The sequence below is a fragment of the Paenibacillus sp. PAMC 26794 genome, from assembly GCF_000316035.1.
GTDB lineage: Bacteria > Bacillota > Bacilli > Paenibacillales > Paenibacillaceae > Paenibacillus.
Map to the genome: position 1 here is coordinate 46,863 of NZ_ANHX01000004.1, position 25,600 is coordinate 72,462.

The following is a 25,600-nucleotide window of genomic DNA, read 5'->3' on the forward strand; positions in this document are numbered from 1 at the left end:
ACACAGCTTGAATCTCAATTAAACGATGAGGTGTGGTCGTGATGGTACAAAAAACCGTTGAACTTTCCGAAACACAAAAGGGAATCTATTTTGATTGTCAGGTGAATGATCCCGCTTCGTATAACATCTCAGTTTCAATGCAATTTGATCTTCTTCAAATAGAGATATTTCGCCGGGCTATCGAATTGCTTATGTATGAGCAAGTGGTGCTGCGTACTCGGATTGAGATTCAAAATGATGTACCCGTGTTATTCGTTCATGAAGATATGGAGTATTCACTTGCCTTGTGGGACCTAAGTAGCGAGAATCAGGAGAATCCAAAGGAACAACAGTTAGAAGCACTGGTGGATGAATGCATCGGGTCACCTTTTGAGCTGGAGAAAGGTCCTCTGTTCCGTATGATGATTGTTCAGATGGATAAAAGCCGATACATTCTGACCTTATGTATTCATCATTTAATATGTGATGGTATATCGCTTGAACTGATGAAAAACAAACTTATCCAGTCATATACGTGTCTTCTTGAAGATCAGCCTGTGGATGTCAAGTTGGATGAAGGATTCATCTCTTATGTTGAGGCAGAGAACAAGAAACTACACGAAAACAAGTACTCCAAAGAGCGGGAATACTGGTTAAACAAAATGAAGGGAGCGGAACCTCTTTCTCTAAAGCACGACTTTCCAGCAGGTTCTTTACAAGAAGGAATTGGTCATGAACTGCGATTTGATATTTCGGAATCGTTAATGGCTGATATTACACAGATGTCCAAAGATAATGAAGTAACCGTTTTTATGTTCTTTATGGGTGCCTTTGGCATTCTTATGAGTAAATATGTTGGTACAGACGATATCACCTTTGCCTCCCCATATTCTCATCGTCCCGGTATGGACTTGGAAGAAACGATTGGATGTTTTGTCCATATGCTGCCCATGCGATTTCATATTGACCTCGAATCAACTCTAAAACCTCTGCTGCAACAAGTAGCCACAACCTGGATGGATACGTATAGGAACATCGGATATCCCAATAACCTCATTGTCAGAGACAGCATGTTACAGGCTCAACCCGGATCACCATCGTTGTTTGATATCTCCTTTGTTTATGATTCCTATGAGGAAGATATGCTCGGAACTCGTATTCTGGATCAGGATAAGGTTACGTTTCCAGGAGATCTAATGGTGGTGTTGAGTCGTTTACCGCAAGGTGCTCAGTTGAAGCTGCAATATAAACCGAGCTTGTTCCGTGAAGATTCAATGGAGCGAATGGGCCAACGATTTCTATACTTGCTGAATCAACTAGTAACCAATTCTGATCAAAAAATCAGTGAATTCAGCCTCCTGATGCAGGATGAGAAAGAAAACCTACTGTATCAATTCAATCAAACTTCTTATTTTCCCTACACTCCACAACATATTATGGATATATTTCACGATAAAGTAGCACGTTTCCCGGAGCGGGTAGCTCTAATGGAAGGGAAGCAGCATCAGACCTATGCGCAGGTCAACGCAAAAGCGAATGAATTGGCTAGGCAGATCGTTGCGAGTAAAAAAAGTGATAACGCGGCAGTTGGCGTGCAGATGCCACGTTCCTCGGATATGGTCATTGCCCTATTGGCTGTATTAAAAGCCGGATGTGCTTTTGTACCTGTAGACCCTTCCTACCCTTTGTCCAGAAAGGACTATATTATATCGGATGCAGACATATCCATAGTGCTGGCTATGCAGCCCGAAAAAGATGACGAGACTCTGGATGTCCAGTACATCTACGTTGAGGGCGATCAGGCCTATACGGGGGATGTCTCAAATCTCGAAGAGGCGCTGAATCCGCATAGCCTTGCCTATATCATGTACACGTCCGGATCAACAGGCAAGCCAAAAGGAGTCATGGTTGAAAATCATAGCGTAGTCAATACACTGCTTGATCTGGAGCGTCGTTTTCCAATGCAGGCGCAGGATGTTTACTTGCTGAAAACAGCTTATACCTTTGATGTGTCCGCCACGGAACTTTTCGGCTGGTTCATGGGTGAAGGCGCACTAAGTATTCTTGAGCCTGGAGCAGAAAAAGACCCTTCTCGTATTGTGTCTACGGTGGCATCACATAAGGTTACGCACATTAACTTTGTTCCAACGTTATTCCGTCTTTTTCTGGAAACGATGGAGCTTCGCTCCGATCTGTCAGCATTGGACACGCTGAAATGGATGTTTGTTGGCGGAGAGGCAGTCACGCCAGACATCATTGAGAAATTTAACAGGTTAGGCATTAGAGCAAGTCTTGAAAATGTTTATGGTCCAACCGAATGCACCATATGGGTTTCTCATTATCCGTTAAGCCATTACGAAGGCTTGGGCAATGTACCGATTGGCTACCCGCTCAATGAGTCCAGATGGTATGTCGTCGGAAATCATGATGAGCTTCAGCCGTTAGGTATTCCAGGGGAGCTCTGTCTTAGCGGTGTTGGGCTTGCACGTGGATATCTGAATCTGGAACAGATGACCCGAGAGAAATTTGTCCCTAATCCTTTCTTTCAAGAAGGACAGGACGCAGAGCATTTCAGATACATGTACCGCACAGGTGATCTGGTACGATCACTCCCAAGCGGTACGATCGAATATCTGGGACGCATTGATTTTCAGGTTAAAATTCAGGGAGCCAGACTGGAGACAGGCGAAATTGAGAATACCCTGTCATCCTATCCGGGTATCATTCAGACTGTGGCAGTCATGAAATCATTTGAAGGTAGGTCCGGCATGCTGTATGCCTACTATCTGTCAGAGCAGGAACTGCCTTCTATCGAATTGAGAGAGCATCTGTCTCGTTCGTTACCGGCATATATGATACCATCCGTTTTTGTACATAAATCCGAATTTCCATTGAATAGCAGTGGGAAGATTGACCGGAAGGCACTCATGGCAGATATCACGCATGCTCATGCTTCCAGTACGTTCTATACCGCTCCGTCTTCTGAGCTTGAGAAGGTTATAGCCGAAGTGTGGGCCGAAGTGCTCGGTGTTGAGAGAGTAGGGCGCGATGACCATTTCTTCGAATTGGGCGGAAATTCATTTTCTGTCATTCAGGCTCACAATAAACTTAAGCATTATACCGATGTGGAGTTCCCTGTTCCTCGTTTTTTCGAATGCCCGACATTGCGTCAATTTGCCGCGCTGGGACCAAAAGATGAGGGAGTTCGGATACCGACTGAAAGGGAACAATTGTTTCAACGAAAAGACGGCATTATGCGTGAGGACATTGCAATTGTAGGCATGGCGGTGAATGTGCCGGGCGCTGAGGATATAAGGGAGTTCTGGAGTAACCTTGTTGAACGGCGGGAAAGCATTCACTTTTATAGTGATGATGAATTGAGGGAGCTTGGCGTGGAGGAAGCGCTGCTGCGTTCACCTCGTTACGTCAAAGCAAAAGGACGTGCCAACGGCATCGATGAGTTTGACGCAGGGTTCTTTGACTATACTCCCGGTGAAGCCAAAATGATGTCTCCCCAATTCAGACTTTTGTATCAGGGAATATGGGAAGCGCTGGAGGATGCAGGCTGCAGACCCGATGAAGCGGGTAAGGTGGGGGTATTCCTTGGCGGGTCCGATGACTTCGAATGGTACCGTCAAGTGCTTTTTAACGATGCTAACTATAGCAGTAAATACGAAGCATTTACCCTCAGCACCAATCATTTTCTCGCTACCCGAATGGCTTATAAGCTGAACTTAAAAGGGCCGGCCTATACCGCTCTGACGGGATGTTCTACTTCATTGGTTACACCTCATCTGGCATGTCAATCCTTGATCGTTGGAGAATGTGATGTGGCCGTGGCTGGTGGGATTACCGTGGAGTTGCCCAATGAAGGGGGTTACATATTTGAAGATGGCATGATGTTCTCCACAGATGGACACTGTCGTCCATTTGATGCGGCAGCCAGTGGAACCGTCTTCTCCAATGGTATGGGAATTGTGGTGTTGAAGCGGGTAACGGATGCTCTGCGGGATGGGGATCATATCTACGGGGTCATCAAAGGCTCAGCAATTAACAATGACGGACAAGAGAAACTCAGTTTTCTTGCTCCAAGCGTAAGCGGACAGGCTGAAGTCATTCAGGATGCTTATAAGGTAGCCGGAGTAGACCCGGAAACGGTGAGTTATATCGAAGCACATGGTACGGGAACGTTGCTTGGTGATCCAATTGAAGTAAACTCGTTAACTCGGGCCTTTGCTTCCGACCAAAAGCAATTTTGCTATCTGGGTTCGGTCAAGGGCAATGTGGGACATATGGATACAGCCGCAGGTGTGGTTGGTCTAATCAAGGTAGCGCTCAGTCTTGGACAAGGTTATATCCCTGGAACAGCGAATTATGAGCAGCCTAATCCCAAAATTGATTTTTTGAATACGCCTTTTAAAGTTAATGCACAAGGGGTGGACTGGAAACAGGGCAAAGTTGGAGTCATGCGCGCAGGAATCAATTCATTTGGTGTGGGGGGCACGAATGCTCACATGGTATTGGAGGAGGCTCCCGAGATGGAGAAGTGCAGTCCGGATGATGACGTAAATATATTGCTCTTTTCCGCCAAAACGGAGTACTCGCTGAACCGCACCGCTGAACGGATTATGGAACATCTGACTCAGCAGCCGGATCAATCTGTATCGAACGCAGCGTGGACCTTGCAATCAGGTAGATCTGTTTTTGCGTATCGTAAGGCACTCATTCTGGATAAGACATGGAAGGATAATCCGGACAAGCTGATACAGCAGCTGGGGAAAGCACGCGTATACCATTCAGCTCAAGGCACCCGTCCCGTATACTTTATGTTCCCCGGACAGGGCAGTCAGTATCAGGGAATGGGTGCAGAACTATACAGATCTACAGAGCAAGCAGGCTTGGCTCCAATCTTCAGAAGTTATATTCAGGACATATTGGACCTTCTGCCTGCGGAAGAACGAGAAGATATGCTGTCTGTTGTATACGGGGATCAGCACCCTGAGCGAATAAACCAGACAGAGTACAGCCAATTCGCACTGTTCATGACAAGTTATGCGCTGGCCAAGTCGCTGCTGGATCTGGGCATCAAGCCAGATGGCATGATCGGGCATAGCATTGGTGAATTGGCTGCCGCAGCGGTAGCGGGTGTGTTCGAACTTGGAGATGCTGTCAAGTTAGTTCGACTTCGCGGACGTCTGATGCAACAACAACAACCCGGGGTCATGCTTGCCATTATGGCGGATGCACAGCAGGTGAAGTCACAACTGGAGGAAGACATGTGGCTTGCCCTGGTGAATACTACAGGTTCCAGTGTGATTGGTGGGACAGCTGAAGCCATTTCACGGATGGAAGCCAAGGCTGAAGGACTGGGCTGGAAGTGCATTCGTGTGAAGACTTCCCATGCATTCCATACGCCGATGATGAATCAGGCCGCCGAGGAATTTAGACGTTATTTAGCAGAGCATTCACTTCATACGCCACAGATCCCATTACTGTCTAACACCAGTGGAACATGGGCGCTTGGAGATGAAATCACACAACCTGACTATTGGTCCCGTCATATTTTACAGCCGGTGTTGTTTGAATCAAACCTGGCTGAAGTGTTAAAGGATGAACGGGCTGTATTAATTGAAGTAGGTGCAGGACGAACGCTAAGCTCCTTTGCCAGACAGCACAGTCTATCAAGAGATTCCCAGACGGTACTGAATATGCTGCGTCACGTAAGGGAAACAGAGCAGGATAGTATCTATGTGAACCGCAGACTTGCGGAGTTATGGTGCGAAGGCATTGAACCGGACTGGAAGGTGCTCAAAGGGCAGACGGTACGACGCAAATGCTCTCTGCCTACTTATGTTTTCAACAAACAATCCTATCCTGTCAGTGTTTCTCTTTCTCATTCATCAGCAGTGGAAGGAATGGGTACCGGGGATGATAGGCAGCATGCAGAGCAGGGTAAGGGAAGTGGCTCTACTCTAGTAAAAGGGACAGTTTATACTGGTGGTTCAGACCAACTGAAACAGATTGTCCTGAACGCATATCGAACGATTTTTGGCATCGATGATCTAGATGAAGAGGTTAATTTCTTTGCGGTCGGAGGAGATTCTCTCAAAGCAGTCAGCTTGTCTGCATGGATCCGGTCTCATTTAGGAATTCAGCCTGAGGTAGCAGATGTTTTCAATCATTCAACGCCTATTCAACTGGCGGAGCATCTCTATGTCATGGCGAAACCAAAAGTAGACCAACAGACAATTCAATCTGCACCCACTATGGATGCGTATCCAATCTCTTCTGCACAGATGCGTATGTTCACACAAGCGATGCTTGATCCAGGCAATACGGCATACAACCTACCGTCTGCAACCATTATTGAGGGTGAATTGGACCGTATAAGAGTTGAGGCTGCTTTGCAGAAGTTGATGCAGCATCATGAGGCGCTCAGAACATCGTTTGAGATACGGGGCGGACAGATTGTTCAGATCATCCAACCTTCGGTTCGCTTAAGTATGGGCTATGCAGAGCAGCATGTGGCAGATGACCAAGAGTTGCCTGCGATGATCGAGACATTGATTCGTCCTTTTGATCTGGGGAGTGCTCCGCTTATGCGGGTTGAACTGATTAAGATAGGCGAGCGCAAGCATCTGCTATTCTTTGATATTCACCATATTATCGCAGATGGTACATCTGTCGAAATCATCACCCGTGACTTCAATGATTTATATTTTGGCAAAGAGCAAGCAGCCCGATTGCAGTACAAAGATTACGCGGTATGGCAGCAGCAACGTCTCGCTTCAAATGAATACAATTCACATCAAACGTACTGGCTAGACCATCTTGGCCCTTCTTTACCTGTGCTGGAGCTCCCACTTGACCATGAGCGTCCATCACAGCGATCCATGCAAGGGGGACGTCTCCATTTCACGTTGAGTCGTTCGTTAACACAACACTTGCACGAGCTGGCTTCCTCATCGGAAGCATCCATGTATATGGTAATGCTAAGTGTGTGGAATCTTCTTCTTGCACACCGCTCAGGTCAGCAGGACATTGTGGTAGGAACGCCTGTTGCAGGAAGGATGCAAGAGGAGTGGAAAGAGACGGTAGGCATGTTTGTCAATATGATTGCGATGCGGAATTTTCCAACGTTTGATCGTACGTACACTGATTTTTTAAGCGAACTCAAACAACATACACTGGATGCTTTTGCGTATCAGGAGTATCCGTTTAATGAGCTTGTGGCACAACTGGGCGTGACACGTGAGTTGAACCGAAATCCGGTATTTGATGTTTGTTTTGATTATCAGAACATGGATTTGCATGGACTTGAACTTCATGGTTTGCAATTCAGTTCTTTTCCGGTGGAGACGGGTACGTCTACTTATGATCTGTTAATGACCTGTCAAGAAAACAGGGAGAAGCAGGTGATTGAAGGATATATCGAATACTCGCTGGATCTGTTCCACCGGGACACAGTGGAAGGTATGATGCAGGAGTTTATCGGACTCTGCCAAGAGGTTGTACAACAGCCCAAACTGTCTCTGAGCGAACTGTTTGAGAGAAACGAACGTTCTCATGAGCACCCAGTCCATCGTCTTGCTGGTCCACGTCTGGATTACACTCCTGCGGTAGGTCTGCATCGGCTGTTCGAGCTGCAGGCAGAACACACGCCAGACAAGAAAGCTCTCCTTGTATCATCCGGAGCCTCTTTTACCTACAAGGAGCTTAATGAAAAAGCTAATACGCTGGCTTGGAAGCTGATTGATCAAGGTGTGCGCCGGGATGAACCTGTAGGCATATTATCCAGACGAGATGAATCGTTGATCATTATGCTATTGGCGGTGCTGAAAGCTGGGGCGGCTTATGTGCCTCTGGACCCTGCTTTTCCGCCGCAGCGCATCGTGAATATGATCGAAGATAGCCGAATGAACGTATTGCTGTGTACGCCTGATGAAGAAGGCACAGTGACTTTTAACGGAGAGCGATTCGTGTATGATCCAACTGCCCAGGATGTGCGCTCATCCGTTAACCCGGACGTAAACTTCCTGTCTTCGGACCTGTCCTGTGTGATTTTTACCTCAGGATCGACGGGGCGTCCTAAAGGGGTCATGATTACTCATGAGGCGATGGTCAATTTTGTTGAGGACATCAGGCACCGACATATTTTTGCACATGAGACAGATCGCATCATCAGTGTAACGACCATATCTTTTGATATTTTCGGATTTGAAGTGTGGACACCATTATGCACCGGATATTCGCTGTATCTGGCCAATGAGCAGGAGCAGCTTGACCCGGCTCTTGCTTCACGTCGAATACGTGAACATGGTATTACGCACATTCTTAGCACGGTCTCACGCATTAAGGCATTTGTCGAAAATCCGGAATTCGCTCAGGCGTTGGGCAATCTGCGATGTGTTCTTACCGGAGGGGAAAATGTCCCTGTGGGACTCCTCACCGATCTGAAGCGGCTTACGCCCGCTCGAGTTTTTAACATGTATGGACCAACGGAAACTACGATCTGGTCAACGACCAAAGAATTGAATGATACAGCCGCGATTACCATTGGCAAGCCCATTACCAATACAGAGATTTATATTCTGAATGATGAAGGTGAAATACTACCACCTGGCAGCTATGGAGAGCTGTGCATTGCAGGAAAAGGATTATCCCGCGGTTATCTGCACAATGCTGCTGAGACCGATGCCCGATTCATTGCAAACTCCAATGTTTTGGGAGGCCGTTTGTACCGAACTGGCGATCTGGCCCGTATACTGCCGGATGGGGATGTTGAGTTAATGGGACGGTTAGATCAGCAGGTGAAGATTCGGGGCTACCGGATTGAACTGAACGAGATTGAGCAGGCAGCGATGAATTATGAACGTGTAAGAGAAGCTGTCGTTAAGGTAGAAGGGGCCGAGCAACATTCATTGCAATTAATCCTTTTCTACAGTCTGAAGCCTGGGATTGGGCCGTCCGTTATGGAAGATGAAGACGTACAGCTTCGGGCCTGGTTAAAGCAGCGGCTTCCACAGTACATGATGCCTTCTCGCTTGATTCGTCTGGAAAATCTGCCTGTGCTGCCTAATGGAAAACTGAATCGCAATGCTCTTCGTCTGGCTGATTTTGAAACGGGAGAGAAGGCTAATCCGACTCTGGTTTATGGTTCATCGATTCAAGGAACGGAGCGGGCAAAAGTTGATCTGGAGCAGATGCTCATTGCAACGTGGAAGGAAATATTGAATCTGGATACAGTTAATATCCATGATCACTTTTTTGACATCGGAGGCAACTCGCTGGGGCTTATTCTGATCAATAATCGGCTGAATGCCTATCTGGATAAAAACGTTCCGCTGGTGCAATTGTTTGAGCATTCCTCTATTGCATCACTGGTCAATCATCTGGTGGCTGAGCAGATGCTGCCGACAGTTACACAACATGTACAAGAGGAGAGCGGGCATATCGCTTCGGCTGGATATCCTGTTACGAACCCGGAGCCGACAACAGCTCCAAAAGAGTATGTGAGGAGCACAGTTGAACACAGCAAAGTGGAGCAGGGCAGACCGGAACAGAGTATCCAGTTTGCTTCAGAACACAGTAGCAGAATTTCTTCTTCCTCGGATATCGCAGTCATTGGTATGGCAGGGCATTTTCCCGGTTCAAGAAATATCGAGGAGTTCTGGGATAACCTAATGGCAGGTAAGGACGGTATCACCCGTCTGAATGAGGAGGATCTAACCGCTGCGGGTGTACGACCGGAAGACTTCAAACATCCCGATTATGTACGTGCCAAAGGTGTACTGCAAGATACTGAGTATTTTGACTCCGGATTTTTCGAATATCCGCATCAGGAATCCAACATGATGGATCCGCAAATACGGCTGCTGCATCAGTGCTCATGGGAGGCACTTGAGCATGCCGGATGTGATCCTTACAGTTATGAGGGATCTATAGGATTGTTTGCCGGAAGTGGACTGAGCTTACCATGGATGGTGCAATTTCTCGGTCGCTCCGGTAATTTGTTACAGGCTTTTGAAGCCATGACTTTAAATGAAAAGGACTATATTACAACCCGAGTATCTCACAAATTAAATCTGAGAGGGCCGAGTATGGCCGTACAGACCGCATGTTCGACTTCTTTGGTCGCTATCCACCAAGCTGCTGAATCGTTGATTCGGGGAGAGTGTGATGTGGCACTTGCGGGAGGTGTCTCTATCTCCTATCCGCTCAAAGAAGGTTATCACTGGCATGAAGGCATGATTTATTCAAAGGATGGTCATTGCAGACCGTTCGATGAGCAGGCATCTGGTACTGTGTCTGGTAATGGATGCGGAATGGTTGTGCTCAAGTCACTCCGCGACGCGCAGAGAGATGGAGATCATATCTATGCAGTCATTAAAGGTTCAGCGATTAATAATGATGGCATGGACAAAATTGGATATACGGCACCGAGTGTGGCCGGGCAGGTCAAGGTTATTCAATCAGCCCTGCATCGTTCGGGAGTGTCTCCAAAAGAGATCTCCTATCTGGAGGCGCATGGAACAGGAACCAAACTGGGGGACCCGATTGAAATTGAAGCGCTCAGGCAGTCATGGGGAACAGATCGTAGAAATTATTGTGCTCTAGGTTCTGTGAAAGCCAATATTGGGCATCTTGATGCGGCAGCAGGTGTCGCCGGTTTTATTAAAACCGTACTGACGCTTTATCACCGGGTGGTTCCGCCACAGATTCACATGAATCGGACGAATCAGATGTTGAAGCTGGAGCATAGTCCCTTCTATATCAACAGGGAGCCACAGCCATTAGAAGACGCGAAGCGTATCCTGCGAGCAGGTGTCAGTTCGTTTGGGATCGGGGGTACCAATGCTCACGTCATTCTGGAGCAGCCGCCCGTCCAAGAGAGCCAAGTCAATTATGAATCATTGCTTTTGCTACCCTTCTCGGCCAAAAGTGAATCTGCGCTGGAACGCACGTATGATTCGGTTCTACAGGCAATCCATGCATTGCCGGAGCAGTTGCCCAATGCTGCGTGGACGCTACAGAAGGGAAGAAGCAGATTCGTTCATCGTAAAGCACTAATCGTTGTAGACGGTTATATTCCGCCAAGCGAGCAGTCTGTAGAGTTTGAGACACAGGCAAGTGTGATGAATGGGAAGCCTAAGGTCATGTTTTATCTCAGCGGAAATGCAAGTTGGGAAGCGCGCAAGATTCGGGAACTATATGCTTCTGTGTATCGCAGCCAGGTCTCAGAGATATTCAAACAGCACTTTGAAGAGATACTGAACCTCTTTGAGTCCAAGGAACAGTATGCCATCCGCCAAGGCATAGGGCGATCGTTAACCGATTCAAGGCTTGAGCGCATGCAGTGCTTTGTTGTGCAATATGCTCTTTATAAAACCGTAATGCAGCTTGGTGTCAAGCCAGATGCTGTCTGTGGACAAGGCGTTGGCGAACTCGTGGGGTTGGTTATTAGTGATGCACTTGATCCAGTACATGCCGTGGGGCTTCTATACAATCTGGAGCATTGGTCACTAGAAGAAGGAGCATTGTCAGATGCTTTGACAGGAAGGATGACAGATGCAACTGTAACAGATCTTGCGTCGAGTATTGCACCACTGTTATCTCCAAATTTCCTGTTTACGCTGCTAAATCGCAAGAGGCTTTCTGAATCTGCTGGGCATACGCTGTGGATCGTTTCGAATCAGCTGCAGGATACAGAACAAACAGCCCCGGATTCATTTTCAGAGCCAAACATCATTGCTCTTACTGGAGATCGTCAGAGCTTGCTTGAGGCAGACGTGTATTTAATGAAAGTACTTGCTTTTTGCTGGTGCTCTGGCATGGAGTTGGATTGGGAACAGTTAAACGGAACGGGGCGTAGGCAAAAAATCTCCCTGCCGACGTATTCCTTTGATCCCATTGTTCATCAACATGATGTTGCGTTGTATCAGCTTGCAGGTATGTCGCAGGTTGCAGCGGGTTCTATCGCAGCATTAGACCAATCTCCATCCGGGAAAGTCAGGGTTCAACGGACTGATGATGAGATAAGGCATGTATTATCGCAATTGTGGCAGGAGTTGCTTGGTAATGGAGCAGTCGGCCTTGAAGATGATTTCTTTGAGCTTGGGGGTCATTCTTTAAAAGCGATTTCCTTGGCGTCGAGGATTAAAGAAATGTTTGGATTAAATTTGGGGCTGGAAGAGGTTTTTGATCATTCTGTATTTGAACACATGGTTCAATGGATTGCTGAACATCAGGCTACAAGTGACTCTGATTCAGTGGACCCAATCTTGCCTGTAACTAAGAAAGAGAAATACAAGACCACTTCTGCCCAGCGAAGAATGTATGTGGTGCATGAGTGGATGAAAGGTGAGAGTACGGCATACAATCTCGCCAGTTCCTATAGGGTAAGGGGAAAACTTGACCCTACCCAATTCAGAGTAATAATGGATGCACTTGTAGAGAGACATGAAGCATTCCGTACCAGGTTTGAAATGATTGACGGTGAGCTTTTCCAGGTTGTCGAGGATCAGGTTCCAAGCGTGGTGGAGTTGCTAGAATTAGAAACAGCAGGGTTAGAACAGGTCATGGAATGGATCAAGCCTTTTGATCTGACCAGCGCACCATTGGTTCGTGTTAAGCTGGTTCGCCTTTCTCAAGAGGAACACATCTTATTCATCGACATGCATCATATCATTTCGGATCAGAGTTCCATTGCGATCCTGATGCAGGATTTTGCACGCATGTACAGAGGAGAAACATTGCAATCTCTTGACATTCAGTATAAGGAATATGCGGAATGGCGTGATGAAGCTGCGTCACATGGACAATCTGTTAAAGAAACCGAGTTTTGGATACGGGAATTTGAGGACATGCCTGCACCGGTTGAATTGCTTACAGACTTCCCAAGACATGGCGTGTCATCTTACAGAGGAGACAGACTTTCCATTGAACTTGGTGAGTCATTAAGCACACAGGTCAATGATTTCTGTACTCAACAAGGGCTTACACCCTACATGTTGTTCATGGCAACTTTGAATCTATTAATCTGGAAGTATACGGGTCAAGACGACTTGGTCGTAGGTACAGCGGTTGCGGGGCGTGAGAAACCAGAACTCGATAACGTTATGGGTATGTTCGTGAACATGCTTGCCATTCGTACCAGCATGGACAGGGAATGGTCCACAGAGACGTATTTGAATGAGATGCGTGGCAAGTTGTTATCCTGTTATGAGCATCAATATTATCCTTATGAAGCACTGGTTGAACAACTTGGTCTATTCGGTGATTTAAGCCGCAACCCCCTATTTGATGTGGTGCTAAATTACATTAATATGGGAACCGATGATCCTGAAGCCGGGGAACTGATACTTGAACCTTGGGTCGAAGGTAAGGTGGATGCCAAATTTGATCTGACTTGGACACTGGTCGAGCACAAGCAATGTTACACGGTTGAACTTGACTATCGCTCGGATTTGTTTAAAGCGGAGTCCATGGAACTGATGCTGGATAAATTCCGGTATATCCTGTCTCAGATCACAACAGGGGATAATGAACGAATTGGTCAGATTAAGTTCACTACACCGGAGGAAGAGGAATGGCTGCTCTACGGAGTCAACGATAATGCCGCTCAGTATCCGCGAGATGCGACCATTTCCCAATTATTCGAGGAACAAGTTCATGTGCATGCACAGAAGACAGCATTGGTCTGGGAAGACGGTGAATGGAGCTATGCGGATCTGTATGAACGTGTTCAGTGGCTGGCGTTCAGGTTGCTTGGACAAGGGGTAAAATCAGGCTCTAGTATTGCTCTCATTCTGGACCGTGGACCGATCCAGATGATCAGTATCCTTGCTACACTCCAAGTGGGTTGCAGTTATGTGCCGATCGACCCGGCTTCGCCACCATCGAGAATTGAATTTATTTTGCAAGATTGCGATGCGGCTGTGTTATTGACTGAAACGGCTTATGCCTCGACATGGCAATCTGTAGTTCCTTGTATCGTGCCGGCGGATGAACTGACAGCTTTCGTTTCAGGAGACATGCAGGAGCCCGTTGAACATATGAATAAGACTGCTCTTGACCCGGCTTATATCATTTATACATCAGGGTCAACAGGAACCCCGAAAGGGACTGTGATGAGTCATCGCAATGTGACCAAAGTTATGAAAAATAGTAATTTTGTCACCGTCGTGCCAGAGGATCGTATCCTGCAAATTTCTAACTATGCGTTTGACGGTTCCATTTTCGATATTTTTGCTTCATTAATAAATGGCGCTACTCTTGTATTAATCTCAAAAGAGACCATTTTGGATATGGCTCGTTTGGCGGATGTCATCCGACAGCAACGGATTTCAGTATTTTATATTCCGACATCCTTGTTTAATATGCTGGTGGATTGGGATGCTGAATGCTTGAAGAATGTGCGTAGAGTGATGTTTGGTGGTGAAGCTGCATCGGTGAGTCATGCCAACAAAGCGCTTGCATGCGTGGGGCCGGGTAGGCTGTTAAATGGATATGGGCCAACGGAAGCAACCTTTTTTGCCTCCTACCACTTATTACAGCAAACAGAGCCTTATACTGGCTCACTGCCTATAGGGTATCCCCTGTCTAACACAGCCTTGTATGTTCTGGATGATGAGCTGAAGCCTGTGCCACCCAACGTTCCAGGTGAACTGTATATCAGTGGGGATGCGGTAGGTATTGGATATCTTAACCGTGAGGATCTTACCCGAAAGCACTTTCTTGATGATCCCTTCCGCAAGGGAGAACGAATGTATCGGACAGGTGACATCGTCAAACGTCTGGCTGACGGCAGTCTGATTTTTATTGAACGTTCGGATTTCCAGGTCAAGATTAGAGGTTTCCGCATTGAGTTATCGGAGATAGGTAACTGCATGGAGCGTCTGTCGGGAGTTCGTGATGCATTTGTCATGACAGTTACAGAACCATCAGGAAGTCTATACATTGCCGCTTTTTATACAAGCGACACTGGGGCAGATGCTGAGTATATTCGAAGAGAACTTCACCAGCAACTGCCAGAGTACATGGTGCCTGCACGAATTATTCGAATGGATCATCTTCCGATTAATGCCAATGGCAAAGTGGACCGAAGAGCATTGTCCGAGAATTTGGTTGAAGAGCAGCAGAGGTCACTGGAAGTGAGTTCACCTCAGACAAAAACGGAGCGTGTCATTCTTGCCGCCATGCGACAGATCCTGGGGAATCCAGGCATTGGTGTGGAAGATCACTTCTTTCAAAATGGGGGACATTCGCTCAAAGCGATTGCATTCACTCAAATTTTGTCAAAAGAAGGAATTGCCATCAATGTGAACGAATTATTCCAATATCCGACAGTTAGAGGGCTTGCCAATTTGGTAGACATTAATCCTCCGGCGTCAGTTTGGTCAGATGATAGCCTGCATATTCAGTCCCCGATAGTCATACCACAGGACATAACACTTCATGAGAAACAACTGGACAGCCTGGTCCTGCACGTTTTAAACAGCTGCAATCAGGTGTCATCTTTTATGGCGGGCATGACCCCTATGGGTCAATTCCCACTATCTCCAATTCAACAAGCACATGCTTCTACGACTTCACTAGCAAGCGGATTTACAACAACGCTGGAAGGCGAATTGAATGAACAAGCTGTAAAACACCTGATTCTTGGAGTTATATCCCGGCATCAGTTGCTGCACAGCATGATATATGAGGAAGAACAATTGTATTGGCATCCATGTGATATGTCGTTAGCGGCGGACATGCTGCAACAGCTTATCCCATATCTTGATATTCGTCATTATGCTTCGGCTACAATGGAGCAGCTGGAGTACAAACTGGTTCAATCTCTGTTACACAAAACGTATACGTTGAAGGAACTGCCTTGGCGTCTGTGTATTTTGCGTACAGGAGCCACAGAGCATAAGCTGATTTGGAGCTTTGATCATCTTGCGTTTGATGGTATGAGTGCTCAAATCATCAAGCAGCAACTTGAGTCGAAGGCATTATATAGACCGCAAGGTGTAGGGATAGAGAGTGATCTTCTGTACCAGGTACGAAATTATGAGGATTATGTAAATTTTCTGTCTCAAGGCCCCGTAGGGGTATCTGAAGATGAAATGAAGAAACAATTTTCGCTTCAGGCATGGCATAGATGTAACACCATCGTCATGAACAAGTTGAAGGAAATAGAAACATTGTCGCCTTCAGCGATGACTGTCGAGTTGTCCCTTGCAGGGAAGGAGCCTGCAGATGTTTGGTGGACATGCTTTGAAACTTTTGCCAACATCATTACGGATTATCTGAATATAAGCCAACTGCCAATAGCCCTGGTGCATTACGGAAGGGAGTATGGCGAAGAATCCTACTATGATTATGTGGGAGAATTCCTTGATCTGATTCCAGTGCTGGTAGACAGTGAATTCACACAAGAAGATCTGTTGAAACGTCTGGAATTTACGAAGCAACACAGCATTAACTTTATGGCACTTACACATGATTCTTCCCTCTCGGCACAATATGATGGCATACAGGAACAATTGGGAACTGCCTACAGGCAAGCAGAACAGGAGCCGCGTCAGATGATTCTATTTAATTATCAAGGCTTCATCTCCAGCAGCGAGGCGATCCCAATGTCGTCTCAGTCGTCGGATGACCAAGATTCGAATTCGGGACTCGCCCAATTCGAATGGGTTATTCGCTACGACGAAGAGTGTCTGTACGTACATCTGGCCTGTCAGGCTGGTCTGGATATCAAACGTATGAAACAGCTGATTGATGACAAGCTTGGTAGCGATGTGAAAGTGGTAGTTCACAATGAGGCAATGGAGGTGCAACATGTCCAGTAAATCCATACAGCGAGGACCCGAGCTGATTGTGCCAGAACATTATTCAACAGTGGCTGAGATGCTAATCTACATTGCAGATATTCATCCGGAAAAGGGAATGACCTATATCAGCTCTTCAGGTGACGAACAGTTTGAATCATATCCTGAATTACTGATGCAGGCGCGCAAGTACCTGCAGTCTCTTCAGGAGCAAGGCATTCAACAAGGACAGGTCGTTATTTTGGAAATTGACCAGTCACAGGAATTTTACCGTACATTTTGGGCTTGTATGCTGGGTGGCATTATTGTCGCCCCGGTTAGTCCTCCGGCTGCCTGGGAACCAGGCTCAGCTGGTCTGGAGAAATTCACGAAAGTGTGGGAGGTACTCGGGCGTCCGGTCGTTATCGTCGAGGAAGCCTACATGCCCAAGTATAAGCAGCTTGCGGAAAGTCCGGTATTCAAATGTCTTATGTTGATTAGCGTGAACCAGCTTCAAGCAGGCCAGCAGATGGCTGATCTATGCCCAACCTCTCCTGATGACATTGTGTTCCTGCAATTCTCATCAGGAAGCACGGGAATTCCCAAAGGCGTGCAGTTAACAAATCACAATATTATCGCCAACAGTATTGCATGCAAGACATTTCTTGGAGCCGAAGAAGGAGATAATGTGTTTACCTGGTTGCCGCATACGCATGATATGGGGATATTTGGACAGCACCTGACACCCGTCCTGAGTGGAGCCAACATTATGGTGATGTCACCTTATACCTTCGTACGGTCGCCTTATCTGTTCTTGCGCAAGATTACGGAGCATCAGGGGAAATGGTTTTGCTGCACCAATTTCGGTTTCGAATGGATGGTTCAGAAGATCCCGGATTCCAAGCTCTCAACGCTTGATCTGTCTTCACTGCGTATGACCTTAAATGGTGCAGAGCCTATATCAACGTCTGTTATCGAGCGATTTGTCAAAAAATTCAGCTCTTGTGGCTATCGTTCCAATATGATGTTTCCTGCGTATGGCATGGCAGAAGCGACAGTAGGTGTATGTACCTCTAAACTGGGGGAAGAGCCGCGAATTGAACGTATTTCGCGTTCGCGGCTGGTGCAGGAAGGACTGGCTGTGCCAGTCCAGCTACCTAGCAGTGATAGCCATACTTCGGATGTGATCGAATTTGTCCATGAAGGATATCCCATGACAGGGATTCAAATCCGGATTGCGGATGAACAGGGTGAAGTGCTGGATGAGCGGGTTGTTGGCGAAATCCAGATCCGTGGGGAATCGGTAACCTCCGGATATTACAGTCTTCCGGAGATCAATCGTGAAATGTATGTGGATGGGTGGCTTCGCACTGGAGACTTGGGTTATATGGCTGATGGCTCCCTGGTTGTAAGCGGACGAATCAAGGACATTGTGTTTATTCGGGGACAGAACCATTATGCGCATGATCTTGAAGAAATTTTGTACCAGAATAGCAGCATTCCGAGAGGGAATCTGACGGTAGTCGGGCACTTTAACAGCCTCAAACAAGTAGAGGAGCTGCTTGTATTTGTTAAATACAAATCGGGCACTCCACAGTTTCTGGATGTACGACAGGATCTGATCCAACGTATGAGGGCTGGATTGGGTATTGAGATCACCCATGTTCTCCCAATCAAGGTTATTCCCAAAACGACGAGTGGCAAGGTCCAGCGCTTCATGCTGAGAAACGAATATGAGCGTGGAGTATTTACCAAGGACATCGAGGCCATTGAAGAGCTGATTCGCGAAAACACACAACAGCAAGGACACGAGACGGTTTCCGCATCGTCTTTGGAATATACCGTACGTAAAGCCTGGGCCGAAATTCTTCAATTGCCCGCAGGAAAGATTGAGATGGATACTTCTTTTCTCGCACTTGGAGGCAATTCCATCCTCTCCTATCAATTACTTGACAAGCTGTCTGCACATATGGGGCGCGAATTAGGACAAGAACTACTTGTTTTTTGCAGTACAGTACGTGAGATGGTGGAATATCTGCAGGAACTTCCAGCAGAAACGAAGGACTTTGAACAAGCTGAAACAACAGATAATCACCTGAATGTACATCGTGCTATTGCTATTACCGGACTGTCTCTGCGTCTGCCTGATGCCGACACCCAAGAGCAGTTCTGGAGCAATCTGGTTAACGGGTTAGATAGTGTAGACCGGGTTAGCTTAGAGCGTGCAACACGTTCCAAGCAACCCGATTGGGATGACTGGATTGGGGAACTGAAGCAACCGGATACGTTTGATCATGAGTTCTTTGAAATCCCGTCTGAACAAGCTGCATTTATGGATCCGCAACATCGGAAGCTGCTGGAAGTTGCTCATGAGGCGCTGGAGGATGCAGGTATGCTCGTGGACCATGAGGATAAGCGTGATGTGGGTGTGTATGTAGGGATTAACCCAAGCACATACTTCGATCTGGTTGTTGATTATATGAACCGGAGTCTTGGAAAGGCTGTTCATTCTCACGCTATGGTAGGCAATATGTCCAATATTGCAGCAGCCTCCATTTCACACATGTACAATTTCACAGGTCCGGCACTGTCCATAGATACGGCATGTTCTTCTTTTCTGGTAGCACTGACACAAGCTGTGGCGGCCATTCAGGACAAGCGTATCTCTGGGGCAGTTGTAGGTGGAGCGAACATTTTGGCTACACCGCATGTTCATCAACTATCACGCAATGCTGGAATCTGTTCTTCCACTCAACATACGAAGGTATTTGACCGGGAAGCAGATGGTTCGGTCTTGGGAGAAGGTGCTGTTGTTGTATATCTGGAGCCGCTAACAGAGGCAGTTCGCAACAATAAACATGTTTATGGTGTAATTCGCGGGACAGCGGTGAATAACGACGGATATTCCCTGGGCATTATGGCACCCAACCCTCAGGGGCAATATGAGGTACTACGTGCCGCTTATCGCGATGCCAACCTAAATCCGAGCGAGATTTCTTATATTGAAGCACATGGATCGGGGACAAGGATTGGAGATCCAATTGAGGTGAATGCCTTACTCCGACTGTTCCGGGAAAAGGGATATACAAGCGACAATTCGATTGGATTAGGTTCAGTCAAAACCAATATTGGTCATTTATTTGCAGCCTCCAGTGGAGCCAGTCTTGCCAAGGTTCTGCTCAGTATGCAGCATGGGGAACTGGCACCAAGTCTGCATATGGATAATCCGAATCCGGCCCTCCGACTGGAGCAATCGCCGTTCCATATCGTTAGCGAGCATAGAACGTGGGATGTACCTGAAGGAAAAACACGGAAGGCGGGCATCAGTTCATTTGGCCTGGGAGGTACGAATGCCCACATTGTGCTGGAAGAATGGAAAGCCCCTGTCCGTGCAGATGCCCCGGCACGCGGCCAGTTGTTAACGTTCTCTGCGAAATCAGAGCAGGCTTTAAAAAAGCTGATTGATAACACGGAGCAATATGTGAAGAAACATGCGGACCTGGCACTAGAGGATCTTTGTTTTACCCGGAACAGATATAGAAAACATTATCGGTATCGTGCAGCAGTAGCTGTCAGCTCAACCGGAGAGTGGAACATCGAAGAGATGGAATTTGGCTTCAAGCCTAGAAACCGAGCTGCTCGTGTCAATATTGTGGTTGGGGGGCATGAGATTCGCGGAGAAGATGAAGCTCAAGCTCGTAAGGTACTCAGGCCAGACGATTCTAATGAAGATACGGTATCAACCTTGAACTACTGGGTGACCTTGCTTGAGACACTTGTACGTCTGGTCCCTTCCATTCAAGAGATTCGAGGAATAGCTGCAGGAGAGGAACTTGTATCCAGTTTACATCTGGATGGCGAGGAACATCACAGCGCTCATGCAAGCCAATCCATTCCAGTGAACAACAGAGTGACGTTAGACAGTCTGCAAGACACACCTGGCAAGATGGCAAACGCCGACATTGTAATTATGATTGCTGCAGATCAGACAGTGCAGCAGCTTGAATACAGTGGCAAGGAGAGCTTCATCCGCCTGTCTACCGAGCCGACTCTTACCATGGAGGATCAGCTTGCTTTATTGCTGGGACAGCTTTATGTACGTGGTGCTGCGCTGGATTGGGAACAGTTACATCCGAATGGCTCTGGCCAGATTGTACATCTGCCAGCACATCCATTCGAGCCGTATGTACATTGGATAGATGTGAATCAGGGAACGGAGGTCATGATATGACAAAAGAAGAAATTGAGCTTTTTATCAAAAGCGAGATTGCTGCAGCGTTGAATCAGGAGCCAGAGGACATCGATGAAGAGATGAATTTTTTGAAAATTGGTGTCTCATCTGTGCAGGCGCTCAAGATCATTAACCGTGCGCGTAAGCATCTTCAAGTTGACATCAGTCCGGTTGCGTTGTTTGAATACAAAACAATTGCCGAGTTCGCCGCTTATCTCAATGAATCTCTTCTTCAAGAGGGGGTTGCCGAATGATTGAAGCGGATATAGAGCAAGAGATCATTCATGAAGCTGAATTGTTTGCTACCCGTGAAATTCGTCCTTATGCTCAACAGATTCAAGAACAGCAAGCCATCCCCAGAACATTGATCCGTGCCATGGCTGAAAAAGGTTACTTGGCTGCCTCGATCCCGGCTGAATATGGCGGCATGGGTCTCGGCCCTAAGGCGTACGGGCTGTTGACTGAAGTATTTGGCAAGGCTCTTCCAGCCGTTCGCAGCTTGTTAACGGTACATACTTCACTTGTAAGTGAAACTTTGGTACGTTTCGGAACGCCTGAGCAAAAATCGTCCTGGCTGCCCAAGTTGGTGAAGGGAGAATGGATTGCTGCCTTTGGCCTGACTGAACCGGAAGTTGGTTCAGATGCCAAAAGTGTAAAGACCGAGTGGAGAGAAGAATCGGACTGTTATGTTTTGAATGGAAAAAAGAAGTGGATCACGTTTGGACATCTGGCAGATGTATTTATCATTATTGCCTCGAATCAGGGACGAAGTACTGCTTTTTGGGTCGAACGCCAGTTTGAGGGTGTACAGACCCAACCTATCGAAGGTGTCATGGTTGCGGGAGAGACAGGTATAGCTGAGATTGATCTCCATGAGGTGCGTGTACCAAAGAATCACATTATTGGACGTCTGAATGAAGGTTTTGAGTACATCGTAACCGGGGCGCTGGACCAGGGCAGATATAGCATTGCCTGGGCAGGGCTGGCGATTGCGCAGGAAGCGCTGGATGCCATGGTGACTTACTCAAGGAAGCGGAAGCAATTTGATCAGAAGCTGAGTCATTTTCAGCTGATTCGCGGCATGATTGGAGATGCGGTGACAAAAGTCCATGCAGCACGAGCATTATGTTTACGGGCAGCCGAGCTGAGAGAAGCCAAGGACCCGCAGGCCGCCATGGAGACAACGATCGCCAAATATTTTACGTCCAAAGTTGCCGTTGAAGTAGCAAGTGATGCGCTACAGGTTCATGGTGCGAACGGAATTAGTAACCAATATCCTGTGGCCAGGCTGTATAAGGAAGCCAAAATTCTGGAGATTATTGAAGGTTCTTCTCAGATGCAGCAGGAGATGATCTCGCATTACGGATTAAAAGCCTATTACAAGCGTGGCGGTAGCGTATGACGTTTTGTGCGCTATTTCCCGGCCAGGGAAGCCAGTATATCGGAATGTGCAGCGAGTTGTTGGACAGTGAGCCGGAGGCGAATCAGATCTTTGCGGAGGCGAGCGAGGTGATCGGATTTGATTTGAAGGCAATGGTTATGGAAGGGACCCTGGATCAATTGACGGTCTCTGAATATGCTCAGCCTGCTGTACTGACGGCAAGCTACGTTTTATTTGACTCATTTGTTCGCCGGACAGGAATGACTCCAGATTATGCAGTAGGTCACAGTTTGGGGGAGATTTCGGCTTTAGTAGCGGCGGGAGCATTGCGATTTGCTGATGGAATCCGTTTTACAGCTCAGCGTGGTGCGTTGATGCATCGCTCCATTCAGGAGCAAAAAGGAAGAGCGGGTATTGTCGTTGATGTAACCCAAGAAGCGCTTGAAGAATTAGTCGGGAATATTCGTCAGAACGAGTATGTGACGATCTCCGGTTATAATTCACCGGGACAGTTTGTCGTCGCAGGTACTGCGAAGGGTCTTCAACTGCTGGATGATCAGGTGGATGGCTACGGTGGGGAATTCATTCCTTTTCGCATGATGCCAATGAAGGCAGATGCACCTTATCATAGCGAGTTGATGCAGTTCATTCAGCCTGAGCTTGAAGAGATGCTTGCAGGGATTTCCTTCTCTGCACCGGTGTTCCCCATATGCTCTACAGTACATGGTGAGTTCATTCGCGGAGCCGAGGACATTCCTAAGCTGCTGAGCAGCCAGCTTTTGCAACCCATTCGCTGGAATCAGGCATTGGCACGCGTTCAAAATCTGGGAGCAACGGTATGGATCGATATCGGTCCAGGCCAGAGTGTAAGAAATATGCTGGCTGAGAATAAGACCTTGCCTGCAGCCTATTCGCTTGATGATCCGCAAGATCGGTCCAGGTTACTGGAGCGATATGAAGCAGTAAACCAGACAAGTGGGGGAGGCGATAAGGGATGATCACGGAGATGATGCAGTACAATCAGCGGGTGAAACAATGGCTGCCTGGAGGTGTTCATTATAATTTTCACCTTCCTTGGGAAGAGACGCCCCTCCATTTCAAGCATGCTTCCCGAAGCAGAGTGACGGACATGAACGGCAACGAGTATTTGGATCTATATGCCCGCTTTGGTGCACTCATTGTTGGCCACGGCAACGAGGAGTATAACGAGTGTCTGAAGGATACCATTGACCGTGTTCTTTCCGTAAGTCATTGCGATCTGGATGCAGAGGCTCTGGAACTGATCCATCAATATGTACCTTCAGCAGAGATGATTCGTTTTGGGTTATCAGGCACGGAGATTGTCCAGAATGCACTTCGTCTTGCCCGGGCGTGGACAGGTAAAAATCGCTTTGTACGTTTTGAAGGCCATTATCATGGCAATGCGGACAATATTATGGGTGGCAAGACTGCACGTACAGGTTTGCCGGTACCTTCAGACTATCCTGGTGACATGAAAGGAACAAAGGGGAGGGCAAGGGATGCCATGGAATCTCAATCCTACCTCCTGCCATGGAATGACGCACCCCGTCTGGAGGAACTATTTCGCCAGCATGGAGACGATATTGCAGCAGTAATCATGGAGCCGGTTTGTGTAAATGGAGGCGGAGTCATGCCTGCTCCGGGTTATCTGCAAAAAGTCAGACAGTTATGTGATCAGTACCAGGTCGTGCTCATTTTTGATGAGATTATAACAGGTTTCCGTATGGGACTCGGTGGTGCCCAACAGTTATTCGGTGTAACGCCCGATCTGACTACACTTGGGAAGGCAATCGCGGGTGGGGGAGTTCCGGTGTCAGCCCTGGTTGGCCGAGCGGATATCATGAAGTTGCTTGTAGACAAAAAAGTAATTCATGCGGGTACGTTTAATGGCTATCCATTAGGTACAGCTGCTGTAAAAGCTACGCTGGAAATGTTGGGACGCAATGGAGGACAGGCGATGCACAGCATGAACCGCCACGCTGAGATGATGCATGACATACTCTGCCAGGAAGCAGTGAAGGTGGGTCTGCCTCTAATTGTTCAGGGGCCGTCTGGCTGTGCTTCTTATCACTGCTGCACGGAGCCGCTTACGGATACGGCTGATTATACGTTTGAATTGATGTCTTTTGATATTTTGTTAAATAGCAAGCTTGCTGAGCACGGTGTTCTGGTATCTACGCTCTCGCGGATGTATCCGAATATCCTGCTTGATATGCAAGATGTTACCTGGTTCGGTGAGCGTGTCCCCGCAGCACTTGCAGAAATGAAAGAGATCTACGACGAGCTGATCTAATGGTAGCTCAATAAGGAGGTGATTAGGTATGCATAATCGACTCATTGCAATCATTGGCGCAGGGGTGATGGGATGCGCCACAGCACTGGATGTCGCGAGGGCTGGTTATCGTGTAATTTTGCAGGATATTTCGGCGTCGGTCATCGAACACGCACCTGATGTTATACGTCGTGAATATCGTTCAGCTTGCTTTCTGAAGCAAGGGTACGGTCAGGTGCCCCTGGATCAGATCATGGAACGAATCTCGTTCCAGACACAAGATGAAGGTGTGGAAGAGGCAAGTATCATTATTGAAAATGTAACCGAAAACCTGGAGTTGAAAAAGGAAGTTTACGCACGACTATACCACAAGGTTCGTCCGGATGCTTTATTTGCGCTAAATACAAGCTGTATTTCCGTGACAAAGCTCGCTTCATTTTTGCCTGACCCAGGTCGAGTCATTGGGGTGCATCTGATGAATCCGGTTCCCGTTAAATCCATGGTGGAGGTGATCAAAGGACATCATACAACGCAGGGTACGGAACATGAGATGGTAGCTTTTTTGGGAACTCTTGATAAAAGTCCAGTTGTCATAGAGGATCTGCCCGGGTTTGTCTCTAATCGCCTTTCGCACTTGTTAATGAATGAAGCGGCGTACATTGTACAGGATGGAATCGCTACACCCGAGCAGGTGGACGCGATTATGAAGAAGGGCTTCAATTATCAGATGGGGCCGCTGGAGACGGCGGATCTGATTGGTCTGGATACGGTCGTGCATTCATTGAAAGTATTGTACGACAGCTATCAGGACCCCAAATTCCGATGCTGTCCGATGTTGCAGAAAATGGTTGATGCAGGACAGTGGGGGCGGAAGACGGGTCAAGGATTCTATGCCTACTAAGATGAAGGGTGGCATG

Annotated in this window: 7 protein-coding genes; all 7 read left to right on the forward strand. The window is 47.3% G+C overall.

Annotated features, from left to right (window positions below):
- Window positions 1-41: 41 nt before the first annotated feature.
- Genes D829_RS0101940 through D829_RS0101970 form a run of 7 tightly spaced genes read left to right on the forward strand, consistent with a single transcriptional unit; the run spans window position 42 to window position 25,584 of the window.
- Window positions 42-16,820: a hybrid non-ribosomal peptide synthetase/type I polyketide synthase gene (locus D829_RS0101940; protein ID WP_017687148.1), complete on the forward strand. Its 16,779-nt coding sequence runs from the start codon at window positions 42-44 to the stop codon at window positions 16,818-16,820.
- The gene (locus D829_RS0101945) at window positions 16,810-21,009 is read left to right on the forward strand and encodes a beta-ketoacyl synthase N-terminal-like domain-containing protein (RefSeq protein WP_017687149.1); all 4,200 of its coding nucleotides are present in this window, start codon (window positions 16,810-16,812) and stop codon (window positions 21,007-21,009) included. Before D829_RS0101940 ends, D829_RS0101945 begins: the two co-directional genes overlap by 11 nt.
- Window positions 21,006-21,263: an acyl carrier protein gene (locus tag D829_RS0101950; RefSeq protein ID WP_017687150.1), complete on the forward strand. Its 258-nt coding sequence runs from the start codon at window positions 21,006-21,008 to the stop codon at window positions 21,261-21,263. Before D829_RS0101945 ends, D829_RS0101950 begins: the two co-directional genes overlap by 4 nt.
- Window positions 21,260-22,411 carry an acyl-CoA dehydrogenase family protein gene (locus D829_RS0101955; protein ID WP_017687151.1) on the forward strand — a complete coding sequence of 384 codons (1,152 nt, stop codon included), beginning with the start codon at window positions 21,260-21,262 and terminating at the stop codon, window positions 22,409-22,411. The genes D829_RS0101950 and D829_RS0101955 overlap by 4 nt, the downstream gene beginning before the upstream one ends.
- Window positions 22,408-23,388: an ACP S-malonyltransferase gene (locus D829_RS0101960; protein ID WP_017687152.1), complete on the forward strand. Its 981-nt coding sequence runs from the start codon at window positions 22,408-22,410 to the stop codon at window positions 23,386-23,388. Before D829_RS0101955 ends, D829_RS0101960 begins: the two co-directional genes overlap by 4 nt.
- Complete coding sequence (locus tag D829_RS0101965) at window positions 23,385-24,704, forward strand: aminotransferase class III-fold pyridoxal phosphate-dependent enzyme (RefSeq protein ID WP_017687153.1); 1,320 nt, start codon at window positions 23,385-23,387, stop codon at window positions 24,702-24,704. Before D829_RS0101960 ends, D829_RS0101965 begins: the two co-directional genes overlap by 4 nt.
- A gap of 28 nt (window positions 24,705-24,732) precedes the next feature.
- Entirely contained in the window at window positions 24,733-25,584 is an 852-nt protein-coding gene (locus D829_RS0101970) for a 3-hydroxyacyl-CoA dehydrogenase family protein (protein ID WP_017687154.1), read from the forward strand.
- Window positions 25,585-25,600: the final 16 nt, after the last annotated feature.